The 16,590-nt window shown below is 57.8% G+C and carries 13 protein-coding genes; 9 read left to right on the top strand and 4 right to left on the bottom strand.

The genetic code is table 11. The features are described from left to right. Positions 1 to 118: 118 nt before the first annotated feature. Entirely contained in the window at positions 119 to 1,327 is a 1,209-nt protein-coding gene (locus Pan189_RS11070; RefSeq protein WP_145363980.1) for a 2,3-bisphosphoglycerate-independent phosphoglycerate mutase, read from the top strand. Between the two features lie 65 nt (positions 1,328 to 1,392). Further along, positions 1,393 to 2,442, top strand: coding sequence for a glycoside hydrolase family 62 protein (locus Pan189_RS11075; RefSeq protein WP_145363981.1), 1,050 nt, complete (start codon positions 1,393 to 1,395; stop codon positions 2,440 to 2,442). 52 nt (positions 2,443 to 2,494) lie between these two features. Here the strand turns inward: Pan189_RS11075 and Pan189_RS11080 are convergent, their stop codons facing one another. Beyond that, positions 2,495 to 3,337 (bottom strand): class I SAM-dependent methyltransferase, encoded by an 843-nt coding sequence (locus tag Pan189_RS11080; protein WP_145363982.1) that lies wholly within the window; start codon positions 3,335 to 3,337, stop codon positions 2,495 to 2,497. 249 nt (positions 3,338 to 3,586) lie between these two features. Between Pan189_RS11080 and Pan189_RS11085 the strand changes: the two genes are divergently transcribed. Then, positions 3,587 to 5,002: a TIGR01777 family oxidoreductase gene (locus tag Pan189_RS11085; protein WP_145363983.1), complete on the top strand. Its 1,416-nt coding sequence runs from the start codon at positions 3,587 to 3,589 to the stop codon at positions 5,000 to 5,002. A 49-nt stretch (positions 5,003 to 5,051) separates the two neighbouring features. Here Pan189_RS11085 and Pan189_RS11090 read toward each other — a convergent pair whose 3' ends face one another. Beyond that, positions 5,052 to 5,702 carry a hypothetical protein gene (locus tag Pan189_RS11090; RefSeq protein ID WP_145363984.1) on the bottom strand — a complete coding sequence of 217 codons (651 nt, stop codon included), beginning with the start codon at positions 5,700 to 5,702 and terminating at the stop codon, positions 5,052 to 5,054. Between the two features lie 71 nt (positions 5,703 to 5,773). On the opposite strand from Pan189_RS11090, the gene Pan189_RS11095 reads away from it, so the two are divergent. The 3 genes from Pan189_RS11095 to Pan189_RS11105 all read left to right on the top strand — a co-directional run bounded on the left by Pan189_RS11095 (position 5,774) and on the right by Pan189_RS11105 (position 10,284). Next, positions 5,774 to 8,533 (top strand): excinuclease ABC subunit UvrA, encoded by a 2,760-nt coding sequence (locus Pan189_RS11095; protein WP_145363985.1) that lies wholly within the window; start codon positions 5,774 to 5,776, stop codon positions 8,531 to 8,533. Positions 8,534 to 8,577: 44 nt separating this feature from the next. Then, positions 8,578 to 9,024: a hypothetical protein gene (locus Pan189_RS11100; protein WP_145363986.1), complete on the top strand. Its 447-nt coding sequence runs from the start codon at positions 8,578 to 8,580 to the stop codon at positions 9,022 to 9,024. 231 nt (positions 9,025 to 9,255) lie between these two features. Then, positions 9,256 to 10,284 (top strand): tetratricopeptide repeat protein, encoded by a 1,029-nt coding sequence (locus tag Pan189_RS11105; RefSeq protein WP_310820333.1) that lies wholly within the window; start codon positions 9,256 to 9,258, stop codon positions 10,282 to 10,284. Between the two features lie 52 nt (positions 10,285 to 10,336). On the opposite strand, the gene Pan189_RS11110 is transcribed toward Pan189_RS11105, so the two are convergent. Next, positions 10,337 to 12,826, bottom strand: a complete 2,490-nt coding sequence (locus tag Pan189_RS11110) for a ComEC/Rec2 family competence protein (RefSeq protein WP_310820334.1) — start codon at positions 12,824 to 12,826, stop codon at positions 10,337 to 10,339. 225 nt (positions 12,827 to 13,051) lie between these two features. Between Pan189_RS11110 and Pan189_RS11115 the strand changes: the two genes are divergently transcribed. The 3 genes from Pan189_RS11115 to Pan189_RS11125 all read left to right on the top strand — a co-directional run bounded on the left by Pan189_RS11115 (position 13,052) and on the right by Pan189_RS11125 (position 15,316). After that, positions 13,052 to 13,429: a GlsB/YeaQ/YmgE family stress response membrane protein gene (locus Pan189_RS11115; RefSeq protein ID WP_145363989.1), complete on the top strand. Its 378-nt coding sequence runs from the start codon at positions 13,052 to 13,054 to the stop codon at positions 13,427 to 13,429. A gap of 115 nt (positions 13,430 to 13,544) precedes the next feature. Beyond that, the gene (locus tag Pan189_RS11120; RefSeq protein WP_145363990.1) at positions 13,545 to 14,507 is read left to right on the top strand and encodes a glycoside hydrolase family protein; all 963 of its coding nucleotides are present in this window, start codon (positions 13,545 to 13,547) and stop codon (positions 14,505 to 14,507) included. Continuing rightward, positions 14,504 to 15,316, top strand: coding sequence for a hypothetical protein (locus tag Pan189_RS11125; RefSeq protein ID WP_145363991.1), 813 nt, complete (start codon positions 14,504 to 14,506; stop codon positions 15,314 to 15,316). Before Pan189_RS11120 ends, Pan189_RS11125 begins: the two co-directional genes overlap by 4 nt. Before the next feature lie 38 nt (positions 15,317 to 15,354). Here Pan189_RS11125 and Pan189_RS11130 read toward each other — a convergent pair whose 3' ends face one another. Beyond that, positions 15,355 to 16,458, bottom strand: a complete 1,104-nt coding sequence (locus Pan189_RS11130) for a glycosyltransferase (protein WP_145363992.1) — start codon at positions 16,456 to 16,458, stop codon at positions 15,355 to 15,357. Positions 16,459 to 16,590: the final 132 nt, after the last annotated feature.

The following is a 16,590-nucleotide window of genomic DNA, read 5'->3' on the forward strand; positions in this document are numbered from 1 at the left end:
TCGAATTCGGTTGCCAAATTTCCCTGCGATTCGGCCGGGCCTTCCTCTCCGCTTGTAAACGTCCTCAGTCAATTTACAGTGTGCGCTGCAATTCAACCGCCGAAATGGGATCAAACATATGTCAAACCATCAAGATGTCATCCGACGCCTCCAGCGGGCCAACGACTCCAAAATCGTTTTACTCGTCGCCGATGGACTGGGGGGACTACCTAAAGAACCCGGCGGAAAGACCGAATTGGAAACGGCGAAAACGCCCAATCTCGACAAGCTCACCAAGCGTGGCGTTTGCGGACTCAGTCATCCCGTCTTTCCCGGCATCGCCCCGGGGAGCGGTCCCGGTCACCTCGGGCTGTTTGGTTACGACCCGCTGAAATACGAAATCGGCCGCGGTGTTCTCGAGGCGCTCGGGATCGATTTCGACCTCGGACCCAACGACGTCGCCATCCGCGGCAACTTTTGCACGGTCGACGAATCGGGGGTGATTACGGACCGCCGTGCCGGGAGAATCGCCTCCGATATCGGCGCAAAACTGTGTGAGAAGCTCGACAAGATCGAGCTCCCCGGCGTCGAGGTCTTCGTCAAGCCGGTCAAGGAGTACCGTCTCGTCATAGTGTTGCGCGGCGCCGGCCTCGGGGGGAACATCCCGGACACCGATCCCCAAAAGACCGGCGTCCCGCCTCACGATCCGAAGGCTGCCGATAGCGATTCCGAGAAAACCGCCGACCTGTTGCGGCAGTTCGTCGCCAAGGCAAAGGAGGTCCTCAAAGACGACGCTCCGGCGAACATGTTCACGATGCGTGGCATCGACAAAAAGCCGCCTGTGCCAACGTTCGAAGAAGTCTACGGAACGCGTGCCGCAGCGATTGCCGTCTATCCGATGTACCGCGGTCTCGCTCGCCTCGTCGGCATGGACGTACTCGATGCCGGGCAGACGCTCGACGACCAAATGGAGCGGCTCAAGGCGTCGTGGGACGATCACGATTTCTTCTTCGTTCACTTCAAATACACCGACAGCACCGGTGAAGACGGGAACTTCGACGCCAAGGTCGAAAAGACCGAGCAGGTCGATGGTTGCATCCCCGCAATCGAAGCCCTCGGCCCCGACGTGATTGTTGTCACGGGCGATCACAGCACGCCGAGCAAGATGAAAAGCCACTCCTGGCACCCCGTCCCGACACTCCTCGCTGCCGAAAACTGCCGCTTCGATGCCGTCGACACATTCGGCGAAGCAAATTGCCTCGCCGGCGGACTGGGACAATTCGAGGCGAAGTACCTCATGCCGATGGCAATGGCCCATGCGGGGCGGTTGGAAAAATTTGGTGCGTAAGCGGGCGGGCATTGCCCGAGTTGGTTCCTGCGGCAGCGTTTAAGTTCACAAAGCGAGATTAATTCGTGCGCCTTTCAAATTCTGCCGCGCTATTCATTCTCTTTTTTAGCAGTGCAATATGTAGTTTTGCTGACGCGGAAGACGTTTTCGACAACGGCAACTTCCGATGGTCAGTCTCGGAACCGCTGCTCGGGATTGAACCTTCGAAACTGCCACCGTCGGAGTCTCCCTGGGTCGCGGTTAAAGACTCGAGTATCGTGCGTTATGACAGGAAGTGGCATCTGTTCTGCACGATCCGCAACACCAGCAGCGAGGACGGCCGGATTCGCATTGGTTATATTTCTTTTAAAGATTGGACCGAAGCGCCCACAAAGAAGTGGCATCTATTGCAACTGACTGACGGATATCACGGGGCACCACAGATATTTTACTTCACGCCCCACCGAAAATGGTATTTAATTTACCAGGCGGTTGATGAATCGCGTGGCCTGGGGTTCGGACCCTGTTTTTCAACCAACGAGAATATCGATGACCCGGCCGGATGGACTTTACCAGAACCGTTGTATGTGGTGCCGGAGGGGGAAAAGTCGGGTCTCGACTTCTGGGTGATTTGCGATCGCCAACGGGCACACCTTTTCTTCACCACACTCGATGGCCGGATGCGACGCGCCGAGACCTTGCTAAAAGACTTTCCCGATCAAGGTTGGTCAAAGCCTGTTGTGGCCTTAAAGGCCGACATTTTCGAAGCGAGCCATACCTATCGCCTGAAGGGTCGTGATCAATACCTTTCATTAATTGAGGCCCAAAATCGCGGGCGCCGATATTACAAGGCTTTTATCGCGAACAAGCTCGACGGAGAGTGGCGACCGCTCGCGGCATCGCGTGAAAAACCATTCGCCTCGCCGGTGAATGTCGTCAATCAACGACAATCATGGACGACCTCTTACAGTCACGGCGAATTAATCCGAACCGGCGTTGATGAACACCTCGAGGTTGATCCTGATGATTTGCAATTCCTTTTCCAAGGGGTCAGTGATGAAGACCGAACTGGCAAAGGCTACGGTATCATCCCGTGGAAATTGGGATTGCTCAGGGCGGTGAAATCCGAAGATTAGGCAGATTGAGCAGCCGGATTTCCGAGCTGTCACCGGGCGTGCAAGATGACGATCAACGGCTGCACTGAAACACATTGATTCGATAACCATCGAGCCACGGTTTTAATATCGGTTGTCCAAATCGCCACAGAATTCGCCAACTGATCGGCAATTCTTGTATTAAGTCACGATCGGCATCGAGCAAGGAGCGCGATCGCTCTAATTGCAGCCCGTGAGATTCCAGCGTCCGCGGTTCGTCGCAAGCCCATCGAAACCAACTCTCTCGCGGCAAATGCTTGAGCGTGTCGTGGCGGTGTTGGGAATTGACCATCGCTCGTGGCGTCGTATCAAGAATAAGTACTGCTTCGTCAAGTCGACCGGCAATCAATTGAATCGCAGTTGTTGCCTGTTCGGGATCGAGATAAATGAGCATTGCTTCCGAGACGAAACAGCAAGGGCCGGTTGGGAGGTCGAGATTGTCGAGCCATTGATTGTTTGTCACATCGGCAGAGAACATTCGTCGCCGCGGGCCTTCATCAAAGAACTGCTTTCGGAGCTCGATGACCTCGGGCAGGTCAAGGTCGATCCACTGAACGCGACCGTTATCAACCCGTTCGAATCGCGTATTCAATCCGCATCCGAGTTCGACGACCGTCCCGTCCGGATTTTGCCTGACAAAATCCGCGACGTCCTGATCGAACATTCGCGTTCGCAGGACGGATCCGAGTGCCGTTTTCGTGGCCTGCCATTTTGAGAAATCGAAGTCGAGTGATTCGACGATCTCGACCGCCTTGGCGTCAGAAAAGAGTCGCGGTCGACGACGGGTTGCTTCGGCTCGCCCCCACAGGGGAATCAGCATCGTCAACTGACGCGGGCCGAGTTGCACCGGTACGCTGCCCCCTTTCGGCTCTTTCATAATGCGGATAATTTCGCAGGAAGTTTCGCAGGAAGTGTTGTTCGGTCGACGAAGTTTGATCAGTGAAAGCCGTGACCACGCAGCAAGTGGGACAGTTCCATCAGATTGGGTCTCTGCAACAATTTTAGGTGAATCTCCCCGTGGGCGACACGCGGCCGATGTTCTAGATATCCTGTGACGACTTCGATACGACGCGAACTGTGCAGAAATTCTACAGTCGCCGGTTGCACCTCTGACTGATCGTTCCGAATGCCTGAATTTGTAAAACGCTCCGAGATGCCGGCCTCCGCTGAGGAGGTATTTCGCTACCACGACCGGCCGGGGGCACTACAGCGGCTGACCCCTCCCTGGGAGCCGGTCGAGGTGATCAAGCAGGCCGACAACATCGAACCGGGGGCGGAAGTCGTCCTTCGGGTCGGGCTTGCCGGGCCGATCAAGAAAGACTGGCACGCGCGACATACGAAATACGTGCCCTACGAAATGTTCGAGGACGTGCAGGAGTCGGGGCCGTTCGCCGAGTGGGTACATACGCATCGGATGGAACCCCGGTCGAGTGAGTCGAGCATGCTGGAGGATCGCATCTGGTATCGCTTGCCGTTCGGGCCGCTTGGTCGGATCGGCGGCGCGGCGTTGACGCGGTCAAAGCTGGAGGCAATGTTCGCCTATCGACACGAAGTGACGAAACAGGACTTGCTCGCACATCGACGTTTTTCAGATCAGGGACCTATGCGAATTCTCGTCAGCGGCTCATCCGGTCTGGTCGGCTCCAATCTCGTTTCGTTTCTCACGACCGGCGGGCACGAAGTGACCCGGCTGACGCGGAAGAAGTCAGGCACACGCGAGCCGGAAGTCGAATGGGATGTTCGGAACCAACAGCTCAGTGCAGCCGAACTGGAGGGGATGGATGCCGTCGTTCACCTTGCGGGTGAACCAATCATGGGGCGGTGGACCGAAGAAAAGAAGAACAAAATTCGGGACAGCCGCACCAAAGGTACCACGCTCTTGTGCGAAACTCTCGCCTCGCTTGAACAGAAGCCGAAAGTTCTTATCTGCGCTTCGGCGATCGGAATCTACGGGGAAGGCGGGCCGACAGAATTAAACGAAGACTCACCCTTGCCGCCGCTTGAGGCCTTGAAGAAATCAAATCCGGGCGCGGCATTTCTTTCTGATGTCGCGCGCGACTGGGAAGCGGCTTGTGAACCGGCGCGACAGGCGGGAATTCGAGTCGTCAATATCCGGATCGGAATCGTCCTCTCGCCGAAGGGCGGGGCGCTTGCCAAGATGCTTCCGCTGTTTAAGTACGGTATGGGCGGAAAACTCGGTAATGGACGACAGTGGTGGAGTTGGATCGCGCTCGATGATCTCATCGGCACGATCCATTACGCGATCTGCGATGAATCGATTTCCGGGCCGGTCAACGGAACCGCCCCTCAACCGGTCACGAACGAAGAATTCACCAAGACCTTGGGCAAAGTTCTGCACCGTCCGACGATCCTCCCGGTTCCGTCATTCGGGCCGAAAATATTGCTCGGCTCCGAAGAGGCTGACGCACTGCTCTTTGCGAGTACGCGTGTCCTACCGAAGCGATTGCTTGACGCGGGTTACAAATTCCGACATGACCGGCTCGACGGAGCACTGCAGCATCTGATCGGCAAGAATGGTTAATCACTTGCCCAAGACAAGCCATTCGCACTGCTCTGCCGAGGGCACGACTTTAGATTTCGTCGGTCAAACGGAGCAGCAACCACAGTGTCGGGTCTCGGTCGATCGGAAATTCCGGACCAGCGGCGGGCGTCTGACGACCGGCCAGCGGGTCATCGATCAAATAGGTGAAGCCGAGTCGCGGGGATGACTCCGGATCGAACCCGGGGATCGCTTCGGCATCAAGCCAGATGTCGATTCGGTCGCCGGCTTTCAACTTCGATATCTCAGCCCGAACCGAAGAGGGGTCGAACGCGGTCGGGCTTTCCCGATTTTGATCGATGGCGATCTCTTCGGTGGATACTTTGGCCGAACCGCCGGTGAACGTCAGTTGCAACTGTCGGCAAAAGCGGCCCGCCCGGCGCGACTTTCCATCGGGTCGTCCATCGAACCAGAGGGTAATTTGCCGCTCGGCCCCCTTCTTTAAGGCTGGCGTATTATCGAAGAGGAACCGCAAGCCGAATCCGCGTTCATTCCAACCGATAAAGCAATCGGCGATCTTCGGCTCTTCATCGACCGACCCAAGAAACGGCAAACGTGCCGCTGCCGGCAGCGGACAGAGTCCTGGCTTCTTCCCGGGCAATGCGTCCGCCCTTACGGCGTTGACGACCGGCGAAAAAAGAAATGACGCAGGAACCGGAAGGGCGTCAGGGGCGGTAGACATAGCAATGCTGGGGCGGAAAATGACGCGGTGATCAGCCGGCGGTTCAGTTGGAGTCGAGCCGCATTGTCGTGATGATAGCGCCGCAGACACTCAGCGTCACCCGCACGATGCGGTATTCGTCTCTTTCCACAATCGGGACTTCCGGCGACGTGACCAAAGGCAACGCGATAGCAGCCGGCGTCGATTTCTCGGACACGCTATCGCTCCGTAACGTTTCGACGCACAACCTCCGCGGAATCGACATCGAATTCCCGCTGGGCAAGTTGGTCGTCGTGTGCGGGGTGAGCGGGAGCGGCAAGAGTTCTCTCGTGTTCGACACGGTGGTCGCGGAAGGAGCACGTCGTTACTGGGAGACGATCGCCACGGCATCGACGGCGCAACGGCCGCGAATGCCCAAACCACGTGTCGATTTCGTTCGCGGGATTCCGCCGATCGTCGCGGTGGGACAGCAAACCCGACGCGAAGATCGCGGCAGCACCGTCGCGAGTCTTTCCGACATTCTACCGCGATTGTCGCTCTTGTTCGGGCGTCTGGGCATCGCTCATGATCCTGATGGGGGACGGCCGCTCGTGACGCACTCCATCGACGAAATCGTCGATGCACTCGGAGCATTCGAAGCACGGACGAAGTTTCTCATTCTGGGTCCGCTCAGGCGATCCGAAGATGAGACTTCGACCGAGTTGATTGAACGGGTTCGGCGTCTCGGATTTGCGCGGATTCGGATCGACGGCGAAGTCATCGACCTCGCGGAGGTCGAGCCGACAAATGTCGACGACCGACCCGCCGTGGAATTGGTTGTCGACCGCCTGATCTCCAAAGAAGGAATCGAACACCGGATTCGTGATGCCGTGCGGACGGCGACCGACCACGCAGGCGGAATTTGTATTGTCAGCCACCTTGATAGCGGTGAATTCAAAGACACCCGCTATTTGACGAGACCGGTGTGCGAACAAACGGGCCGCGCCTATCCGTCTTTGGAACCAAGAATGTTTCGGTTTGAAAGCCCGGCCGGTGCGTGTGCGATGTGCGGCGGCACCGGGACAATTGAAACAGAGACTATTGAATCCGAGACGACGCCAGACTTGATGGAAAAGGTTTGCCCGGACTGCGATGGGGCTCGCCTCGACGAGTTCAGCCGGCATGTTCGATTGGGCGGACTCACCTTTCATGAAGTCATGTCACGACCGATCGGGCAGGCTCTCGAATGGCTGCAGCAACTCGCTGATGATCTCGACAATCGTTTCCGCCCCGGTTCGATTGTGGCGGGGACGGCATCGCGGGCGATTCCGGAAATTGCCATCCGCCTGAAAGGACTGCTGCGTCTGAGACTCGGCTATCTGTCGCTCGGTCGCGCGGTTAGCACGCTCTCCGGCGGCGAGATGCACCGGACAAGACTGGCCGGCGCGATCGGGGCGGGCTTCGTGGGCACGTGTTACGTGCTCGATGAGCCGACCTCAGGACTGCACCCGTCCGACGTCATCCAACTGATCGACGTGCTCAAAGAGCTGCGAGACCAAGGCAATTCGTTGATCGTGGTCGAACACGATCGACGGGTTGTTGAGGCGGCCGACTATGTGATCGAAGTCGGGCCGGGCGCCGGCGTGAACGGAGGTCGCATCGTCTTCAGCGGTGGGCCGGACGATCTGTCGCGATGCGCTGAGTCCGTTACTGCACGATTCCTCGGACTGCGACTGGACCAGAGCAGCAAAGCCGATCTCGATGCAATGGAACCCTCGTCAATCGCGAATGAGCCGAGTGATTTTGCGGCGACGCTGCGAAACTGCACGCGGAACAATTTGAAATCTGTTTCCGTCGAATTTCCCCGAGGGCTACTGACATGCGTGACCGGTGTGAGCGGATCGGGCAAGAGCACGCTCGTGATGGAGACGTTGGTGCCGGCGATCCGCGGCGCTCTCTCTAAAGACTTTGGCGGGCGAAAAGAGCGAGCCCCGAAATCGCCGTCGAAACCTCAAATTGGTTCCACTCCGGACGACGACGCCTTTCATGAATTTTCGGCGGACGTGCAGACCGAATCGATCACTCGTCTTGCCGTGGTCGACCGTCGTCCGGTCGGACGAAGTCCCCTTTCGGTCCCGGCGACCTATTTGGGTATCTGGGATGAAATTCGCAAATTGTTCGCACGAACGCGGGAAGCGCGAACGGCAGGGTTTCGTCCCTCACGATTCGCGTTCACGTCGAAGTCGGGTCGCTGTCCGGCCTGCCGCGGTCGCGGGATTCGTCGGATGCGGGTGGGCGGGTTGCCTGATCAAATACGGAATTGCGAGACCTGTCACGGACGGCGTTTCAACCGCCAAACGCTTGCGGTCCGCTATAAAGGCTGCAGCGTTGGCGATGTCCTCGATATGCGGGTCGACGATGCTCAAGCATTCTTCGAGTCGGTCGAGCCGATTCACAAGGTTCTCGACGTCGTCGTCCGAATCGGGCTCGGCTATTTGCCGTTGGGGCAATCATCGACGAGCCTTTCCGGCGGGGAAGCGCAACGCCTGCGGCTGGCCCGCCATCTCACCAACGAGATGCAAGAGTCATTCATCGTGCTCGATGAACCCTCCGCGGGGCTGCATCCGGCGGACATCTGCCGCCTGACCGACGTATTGCTTGACCTCCGCTCAGCCGGCCATACGGTTGTGGCGATCGAGCATGACCTTGAGATGATTCGGCGGGCCGACTATGTCATTGAAGTCGGTCCCGGCGCGGGCGATCGGGGAGGATTAATCGTGGCCGCCGGGCCAATGGCGACGGTCGTCGGCAATCAAGATTCACTGACCGGCAAATTATTGCGGGACGTGCATCACCAAGCCGCCACGAGTTAGTTCAATCGTAACACGTTTCAGCGTTTTTCTTTCGGATCGGTTTGATGCAGGTTTACTCCGACGATCGCGTGCGGTTCGAATATCCGGCCGATTGGCAGATTGAAGTCACCAATACAGACGATGGCAAAGTCGTGACCGCGCAAAGCGAAACGACGGCGTTCTGGTCGCTGGCGTTGTTTCCACGCCGGCCCGATGTGAAGCGTGTCATGATGTCCGCACTCGAGGCCTACGAAGACGACTACGACGAGCTCGACGTGTACGACGCGGATGCGGAAAACCCCCGCAGCAAGAAATGCGAAGTCGAGTTCGTCTGCCGGGAACTGATCGCCGCGGCCCGGTTACACGCGTTCGCCTCACCGGCAGGCACGGCTCTTGTGCTATTTCAATTTGCCGACGTGGAGCGCGACGATGTCGAACCGCTGCTCGAGCAGATATCGGAGTCCGTCGCGTTCATCGACGACGGATCGTCTCTCATCTTCGGTGATGCGTAGAGCCTACATCTATCATCGCAGCCAAACCATTGGCTCTTGGAAAGACGTCGCCGCATTGGCGGAATGTGACTGAGGTCGACTTCGAAATTGCCGCTATCGAGCAGCGTATGGAAAACGCTTGTATTGCAACCGTGACGGGGCCGGGGCTACTCTAATTGAGACGACGGTCATGCAGATTCAAGTCGGATCTGTACTGAACCGGCCGCGACAGCTTCGGGAATGCGCTCCGGCATGGCTGAAGACCCGACCAACGACGATCGTTTCAAACAGGCGCGCCGCCTGATTCGCAAAGGCAAATACGGCCCGGCGATCGAACTGGTCTGGTTACTCGTCGCGGAGTATCCACTCGACGCGGACCTGCAGGAATCGTTGGCGTCGGCGTACTTCATGGCCGGTGATTTTTCGGCGGCACTGAGGCACTTTGAACGTGTCACAAAGCTTGCCCCTCACGCTTCCGGCAAAGCGCTGGTGAATATGGGAGCGGTCTACAACCGCACCGGCGATCACCGCAAAGCGGTGGAAGTGCTCCGCCGAGGAATCGCGCGAGAGAAACGCTCGGCCGAAGGTTTTTATAACTTGGGCTTCGCACACCGCAAACTCGGCCAGAATGCGATGGCCATCAATGCCTACAAAGAGGCGGTGAAAGTCAATCCGGAGTTCGCCGAAGCATTTCAGAATCTCGGCAATTTATATTTAGAGATGAAGAATTTTCAGCAGGCCCGAATGCAATTCGAGCGAGCCCTATCGATCCGTCCCGATTTCAAAAAGGCTAAGAACGGGTTGGCCGAGTCGGAACGCGAGTCGAATGCCGCGCGGCGTGAATACAGCCCGTTCGGCCGACTCGTCGATCCTGCGAAGGCTAAAAAGACATCGAAGAAGAACGTCAAAGAAATGTCGTCGGCGCAGCGATGTCGCGACCGTGCTGACTTGCATGATCTGGCGAGCGAGCTGGAGGAGACGACCAGACGATTCACAACAGCCCTCCGAGATGAATTGGAGCCGGCGCTTTACGGGCTCGAACGATTGATCGGCACCGGCCGCTCTGACGAGTCGCTGCTCAAAGGGATCGAAGAGTTTCATCAATCGGCGGTCGCGGCCCGCGAACGCCGAGGTGAAATGAAACGCAAGGTCTTGGAACTCTGGGCCCACGAAGAGTTGCAAAATACGCCGTCGACCCCGGCAAAGGCCGAAGACCCGGACACTGTTGATACCGAAGAAGAGTTCGGAGACGCCACGCCGATGATCATCGTTGATGATTAACGGGAGTCGCGAAATAGTTCGCTTCGGTGATTTCATCGAGAGGTCGAAACTCTCACGACTCGTCACTCTCAACCGATAGCAATTCACGGCCTTTCTGTTCGACGGTCATCTTTCCGGATCGGTCGATGGCAATGCGAACCGCCCCTTGCGATGTGCCGATGCAGCGTGCATCGGGATAGTTCTGCTGAATCCGGACTAAGGGGTCGTCGCTTGCAGAACTCATGACGACGACCGAAGGACGGACCGCCGTCGCAAGGTCAGGCACGTTGCTATCGCGTCCCCCATGATGCGGCGCCATCAGGACATCGCATCGGCTGGTCAAAGTTTTGTCGTCGGAAAGTTGCTCAATCAACCGGCGAAGTCCGTCGCCTTCAATGTCACCTGTGAGCAGGATTCGTCGGTCGGCATAGTCAATGCGGACGACGAGCGATGCTTCATTGTCGGTCTGAAATTGTTCCTCACCGAACGGAGCGAGGATCTGCAACCGACAGCCGTCACCGAGATCGATGCCGTCTCCCGCAGAGACCGCGTTGAGCGGAATGCGATCTTCAATGATTCGCGAAATCAGTTGAGTGGCCGCCGGTTGCTCCGACCGCAACATGTGCGGCGTCGTCGCGATCGTCGCCGCACCGTAGCGACGAAGCAGCCGAGGGACACCGTTGAAGTGGTCGACATCCGCGTGTGAAACCATCAGGAGATCGAGCAGCGAGGCAGAGGACTGACGGACCGCACGACCGGCGACTTCTGCGGCGCGGCGATCGCTGCTGAGGCAGCCGCAGTCATACAATGCCGTCGTTCCGCCCGGCGATTCGATTAATATTGATGTCCCGTGTCCGACATCCAGAAATGTGACTCGAAGCCGCTGATCGACCGGCGCGAACAACGTCCCGATCGAGAGCAACGTCGCTGCTGTCACACAGCCGAAGACGATCCGACGTCGTATGGCAACCCGTTCCCAGAGGAGCGCGCCTGACAGCAAACTCGCGTATAGCAAAACGAGGACCGGCGTCGGAGGAGCAGGCAATCGCAGTGCCCTTACGCCGGTCGCGCTAAATCCGTCGATGAGCATCAGAAATAGCGTGAGAGACTGATCGAGAAGAAATGCGATTGGTCCGGACATTCCAGGAAGGGCGATGACGGAGACCATCAAGCAATAGCCCAGCCATAGCGGGACGACGACCAGCGGAACGACGATTAGATTCAGCAGCAGGGCGGCCGGCGCGAACATTCCGAATCGATAAACGACCAGCGGACCGGAGAATAACATCGCTCCCACTGTGGCCGACATCGCCTGCAGCGGCGCGTACGAGAATTTTCCTCCCGCGATGCGCCGCAAAGGCTCAATCGTGCTGACCGCACACCGAATTCCGATGACAGATAAGAACGACAATTGGGCACCGACGTCGAACAGGATCGATGGACGCCACACCATCAGCGCACCGGCCGTTGTGAACAGCAGGTTCAATGTGTCGGGCCCCCGACCGCACAACCGCGTTGCCGAAAGTAAGCCCACGAATAACGCGGCGCGGGCGAGCGACGGGGGAAACTCGGTGATCGCTGCGTAGCCGAACACCGCCACGACCGGCACGATGATCTTTAAGGGCGACGATAAACGAAGCAACCGGCAGATCAGCGCAACCCCGCCCCAGAATATACCGACATGCAGCCCCGAAATGGCCAACAGGTGCAGCACACCTGCTTCGATGAATTGGTCACGCAGGCCTTCATCCATGTTTTCGCGGCGGCCAAGAAACAGGGCATCCGCGACCATCGCGTTCCGAGGCGAAAGATCGGACCGAAATGCGGTCGAAATACGCTGACTGATCTCTCCGAATAGAGATCGAACCATTAACGAGATGTGATTTGCTGAGCTGAATCTGCCTGACGGTTTCACGAGATCGGGATGATCGACGAAGCAGAACCCGTCGATGCCTTCAAAGCGAAGATCACGCGCGAGGTCCCGATCGCCCGGATTGCTCCACTCCGGTGGCTTGGCCAGCCAACCGGAACACGTCACGCGCCGACCGACCTCAATATCGGTGCAGTGGCCCGAGACATACAAACGAACGACCCCGGAGGTCGGTCGACGACGTTGCTGGTCCGAGAGTGACTCGATCCGGACCTCGAACAAGGTGCGATCGACTAGCGGCCATGCGGCTCGAATTCCCCGAGCGCGGCGACGATCTACGATCGGGCGCGAAACAACGACGCCTTCAAATTTCATTAGCCGCGGTTCGTCACCCAATGCGGCCGCGATCGCCCCGGGGCCACGAATCGAACCATGCCAGTGGCTCAGCGCACCTCCGACCGTGACCATCAATAATAGGACGCCAAGCGTCGCAGCCCGGCGAAACGAATTCAGTCGAAGAATCGACGCCATGACAACGAAAACGAAACCGGCGACGAGCCAAACTCGCAGTTCGGGCGAGACAAAGCGGTCGAACGCAATTCCGGTTGCGCAGGCAATGCAAATCGCAACAGCCGGTCGGCGGATCGGCGAGATCGCGACGTTCTCAATGGATTGCTCTGACGTGGAACTCACGGAACGTGGCTGTTTGATATCCCGGAATGCGGTCGACGGGGGGTCCGTCGGTAACGCTACGGTAAACCGGGAGGCTTGGCGGCGTCCAACCTTAAGGTCCGTTTCCGAGCGGGCACGTTGGCCTGAAGCCATCACTCTTGGAAGCCGACCGAAAGATTAATGCGCTTGGAATGATGCGTCGCGCGCTATTGGTTGACGCGGCAAGTAATGCTCAGGGAGGACGTCATGCTCAGTCATGACATGCAGCTCGTGATCAACGAAGCGATCCAGGAACTGCTTGTGTGGGTCGGGTTCGGCACGCTCGTCGGCTTGGCCGCCAAGGCCATTATGCCGGGGCGAGATCCAGGCGGCTCCATTGCCACGTTCATGATGGGCATCGCCGGATGCATCATCGGTTGCGGTATCCTGATGTTCTTCTTCAACGACGTTTCGGTGACGCCGATCAGTCCGCTCGGATTCGCCGTTGGAACCGGCGGGGCATTCCTGCTGCTATTTTTCTATCGCCTGCTCTCCGGGTCGCTGTTTGCCGAATCAGAAGATGGCGATCGTTTCATGTACTGGCGACATCGCTGGCGACGGCGGCGACGGCTCATGAACGATTAACGCCGAACCGGTTTAATCGAATTTGGGCTTTACCCGATTGCAGCCGCGTGCGTCTCGAATTCCTCTTGGGGTAGAATGGCGAGGTCGTTGAACTTCACCGCCCGAGGAATTTTCAGTGCGTCTCACATTACCTTCTCTTAAATTTTTCATCGCAGTTGGCATCCTGATATCAGGTTCGCTCGCCGGCGCTGAGCAGCCGCCGTTCCCTCCAGAACTGACGAAGTTCGTTCCCTACTCCGACAACCCTGTTTTCGAGGCGGCAGGCGAAGGGAACTGGGACGTCAAAATTCGCGAGCGCGGCTGGATCCTCAAGCGCGACGGCCAGTGGCACATGTGGTTCACCGGGTACGACGGCGAACGTTCCGGGATGAAGAAACTGGGGTACGCGACATCTACCGACGGAATCGAGTGGAAGCGACACCCGAGCAACCCGATCTATCAGGAGCACTGGGTCGAAGACATGATGGTCGTCGATCAGGGCGGGCGGCTGTGGATGTTCGCGGAAGGCCTCCACGATCAGTCCCAACTGCTTGTTTCTGACAACGGAATTGACTGGAAACGCGTCGGAACGCTCGACGTCAGACTGACAGACGGCACGCCGATACCGGCGGGACCGTATGGCACGCCCACGGCTTGGTACGAGGACGGAATCTGGTATCTGTTTTATGAGCGTCGCGACGCCGGAGTCTGGCTCGCAACCTCCGAAGACATGCGGGTCTGGACCAACGTCAGCGACGATCCCGTTCTCTCCCCCGGGCCGGGCGAATATGATCGAAAAATGATCGCGATGAATCAGATCGTGAAATTCGAAGATCGCTATTACGCCCTTTTTCACGGTACAGCCGCGAACTCGAGCCCCAGTCTTTGGAGCAGTGGGATCGCCGTTTCCGACGATCTAAAGAACTGGACGAAATACAAACACAACCCCCTTCGTCCGACCAAAGAGAATCGTTCGAGCAATATTCTTGTGCGCGACGGCTCGCAGTTCCGGCTCTACACCATGCACGACCGCGTTGATCTTTATGTGCGGCCGCATGATCCGAAGCTGAGACCGAAGCGAGGGAAGGACGGACATTGAGTCGGGTTGCGATCTTCGGGGCCAGCAATGTCGCGTTGGGCCTGAATACGATCTGTCGATTGCTCTCGGTCGAGAGTCCGTCGATCGAGCATCTCCTCGTCGCCTGCGGACATGGACGAGCCTACGGCCGTGCTTCAACCGTCGGGCCGCGGACGTTGGGCAGTCTGTCCGCTTCGGCAATCTGGGATCAATTGGAAGAGCAGCCGGCGGGCTCCGGGTCGTTGGCCGTGCTGACCGATATCGGGAACGACGCGCTCTACGGTGACTCGTTCGACGAAATGCTCGACCATGTCACCCGGTGCATCGACCGACTCAACCCGATGTTTGATCACGTTGTCGTGACTCAAATGCCCCTCGAATCGATCCGAAGGCTTTCGCCGTGGGGCTATCACACCGTCTCACGGCTTTTCTTTCCGGCCGTGCCTCCGCGACCCTACGAGACAATCTTCGACGAGTTGCAGGAAGCGGCCGCAAAATTAGAGGATATCGCGCGGCAGCACGGGGCCCTCCTCATCGAGCAGCCTCCCACGTGGTATGGCCTCGATCCGATTCACATCCGCCGTTCGATGCGGAAGACCGCTTGGCGAACGATCCTCCAACTCGATCCGACCAAGCAAGGTCACTCGGAGAGTGAACATCCTGCAGGCGACGGCAAGACAAAGGAATCCATCAACGGATTTCGGAACAGCGTCCCGGTGACGATGCCGTTTTGGCGCCGCTGGCCTGATCGCGTTGGGGTCCTGGGCTACACGTTGAAAACCGCACAACCGGTTGTGAGAAAAGATGGCTTTGCGATTTCGCTGTACTGAACTGCTTCGGTCACCTTCGGCGAGTGTTGTCGTGACGCTCAGGAATCGAGCAATTCCATATAGATGTCAACATAGGCATTGATCATTCGTTCGCGCGTAAACTGTTCCTGCATTTTTTGCTTAGCCGCGGCACCGATCTGTTCGGCCATACCGGGGTCGTCGAACAAGCGCGCCATGAATTGAGCGAAGGCGACCGAGTCACCAAGCGGAACGAGATAGCCGTCGACGCCGTTATCGATGAGTTCCCGGTTTGGAGGAATATCGCTGGCGATCGCGGGCAAGCCCGTCGCCATCGCTTCCATCAAACTGTTTGATTGACCTTCGAATGCACTGGCGAACCAGAACACGTCAAAAGCGGGCAACAGAGAGCGGGCGTCCTCGCGGTGCCCGGTAAAGTGGATCAGGTCTTCGCACGAATAGTTGACGGCGAGTTCTTCGAGGCGGTTGCGTTCAGGACCGTCACCTATGATGAGAAACTTGAGGTTTTCCGTCAGTTGCTTACCGAGTTGAAGCGCCCACACGAGATCACCAACACGTTTTTGCTTCGCCAACCGGCCGACAAAACCCACGACTCGGTCATCCGGATTAAGGCCGAGTGATTCTCGAATCTCCGAACGACGTTCTGTGGCCACGGGCGACACATCAACCCAATTTCGCACGACACGGGTACGCTCAGAGGGAAAGCCGCGTTGCTCGTAGAACTGTGCAACACTTTTCGAATTGGCGATCAGCAAATCGGTGCGATCCATGAGGCGGCGGTCAACGAAGTGCTGCCAGCCAGCCTTCCAACTGTCGACACACCGTTCGGAGACCACAACCTTCGGCCGATCGCTGCCAGAAGCCACCGCCATTCGACCGTAGCTGTTCGCAGTGAACATCCACGTGTGAATGAGATTCGGATTCAGTTTCCGAATGGTCGACCGCAAGCGATACCAAGCTGAAGGGTCGAATTTCAGCCGCTTGTTGAGCACCGTGAGCGGAATACCGTGCTCTTGCAGCCGAGATGCGTAGGGGCCCCCACGCGACAATGCGACGACGTGCACATCGAAGTCGCGATCGGATAACCCGCACGCCAGTTCCGTGAATTGCTTCTCCGCCCCGGAGGCGTCGAGCGTCGGGGTAATCAGCAGAATGCGCTTCACCGACTTCGAATCTCAAACGGAATTTGAAACACTCATGAATGACCGGCGTCCTGTACATCGGCCGAAGGTGCGGAGATTATCGAAGGAATCCCGACCGTTTCCAACCAAGGGATTCGAGTGATTCCATTCCAT

It is taken from the genome of Stratiformator vulcanicus, from assembly GCF_007744515.1.
GTDB lineage: Bacteria > Planctomycetota > Planctomycetia > Planctomycetales > Planctomycetaceae > Stratiformator > Stratiformator vulcanicus.

Bases quoted from the DNA above. Each gene is read 5' to 3' on its own strand.
- Pan189_RS11070 (WP_145363980.1), top strand. From the start codon at position 119: ATGTCAAACCATCAAGATGTCATCCGACGCCTCCAGCGGGCCAACGAC.
- Pan189_RS11095 (WP_145363985.1), top strand. From the start codon at position 5,774: ATGATAGCGCCGCAGACACTCAGCGTCACCCGCACGATGCGGTATTCG.
- Pan189_RS11105 (WP_310820333.1), top strand. From the start codon at position 9,256: ATGGCTGAAGACCCGACCAACGACGATCGTTTCAAACAGGCGCGCCGC.
- Pan189_RS11100 (WP_145363986.1), top strand. From the start codon at position 8,578: ATGCAGGTTTACTCCGACGATCGCGTGCGGTTCGAATATCCGGCCGAT.
- Pan189_RS11085 (WP_145363983.1), top strand. From the start codon at position 3,587: ATGCCTGAATTTGTAAAACGCTCCGAGATGCCGGCCTCCGCTGAGGAG.
- Pan189_RS11090 (WP_145363984.1), bottom strand. From the start codon at position 5,702: ATGTCTACCGCCCCTGACGCCCTTCCGGTTCCTGCGTCATTTCTTTTT.
- Pan189_RS11080 (WP_145363982.1), bottom strand. From the start codon at position 3,337: ATGAAAGAGCCGAAAGGGGGCAGCGTACCGGTGCAACTCGGCCCGCGT.
- Pan189_RS11115 (WP_145363989.1), top strand. From the start codon at position 13,052: ATGCTCAGTCATGACATGCAGCTCGTGATCAACGAAGCGATCCAGGAA.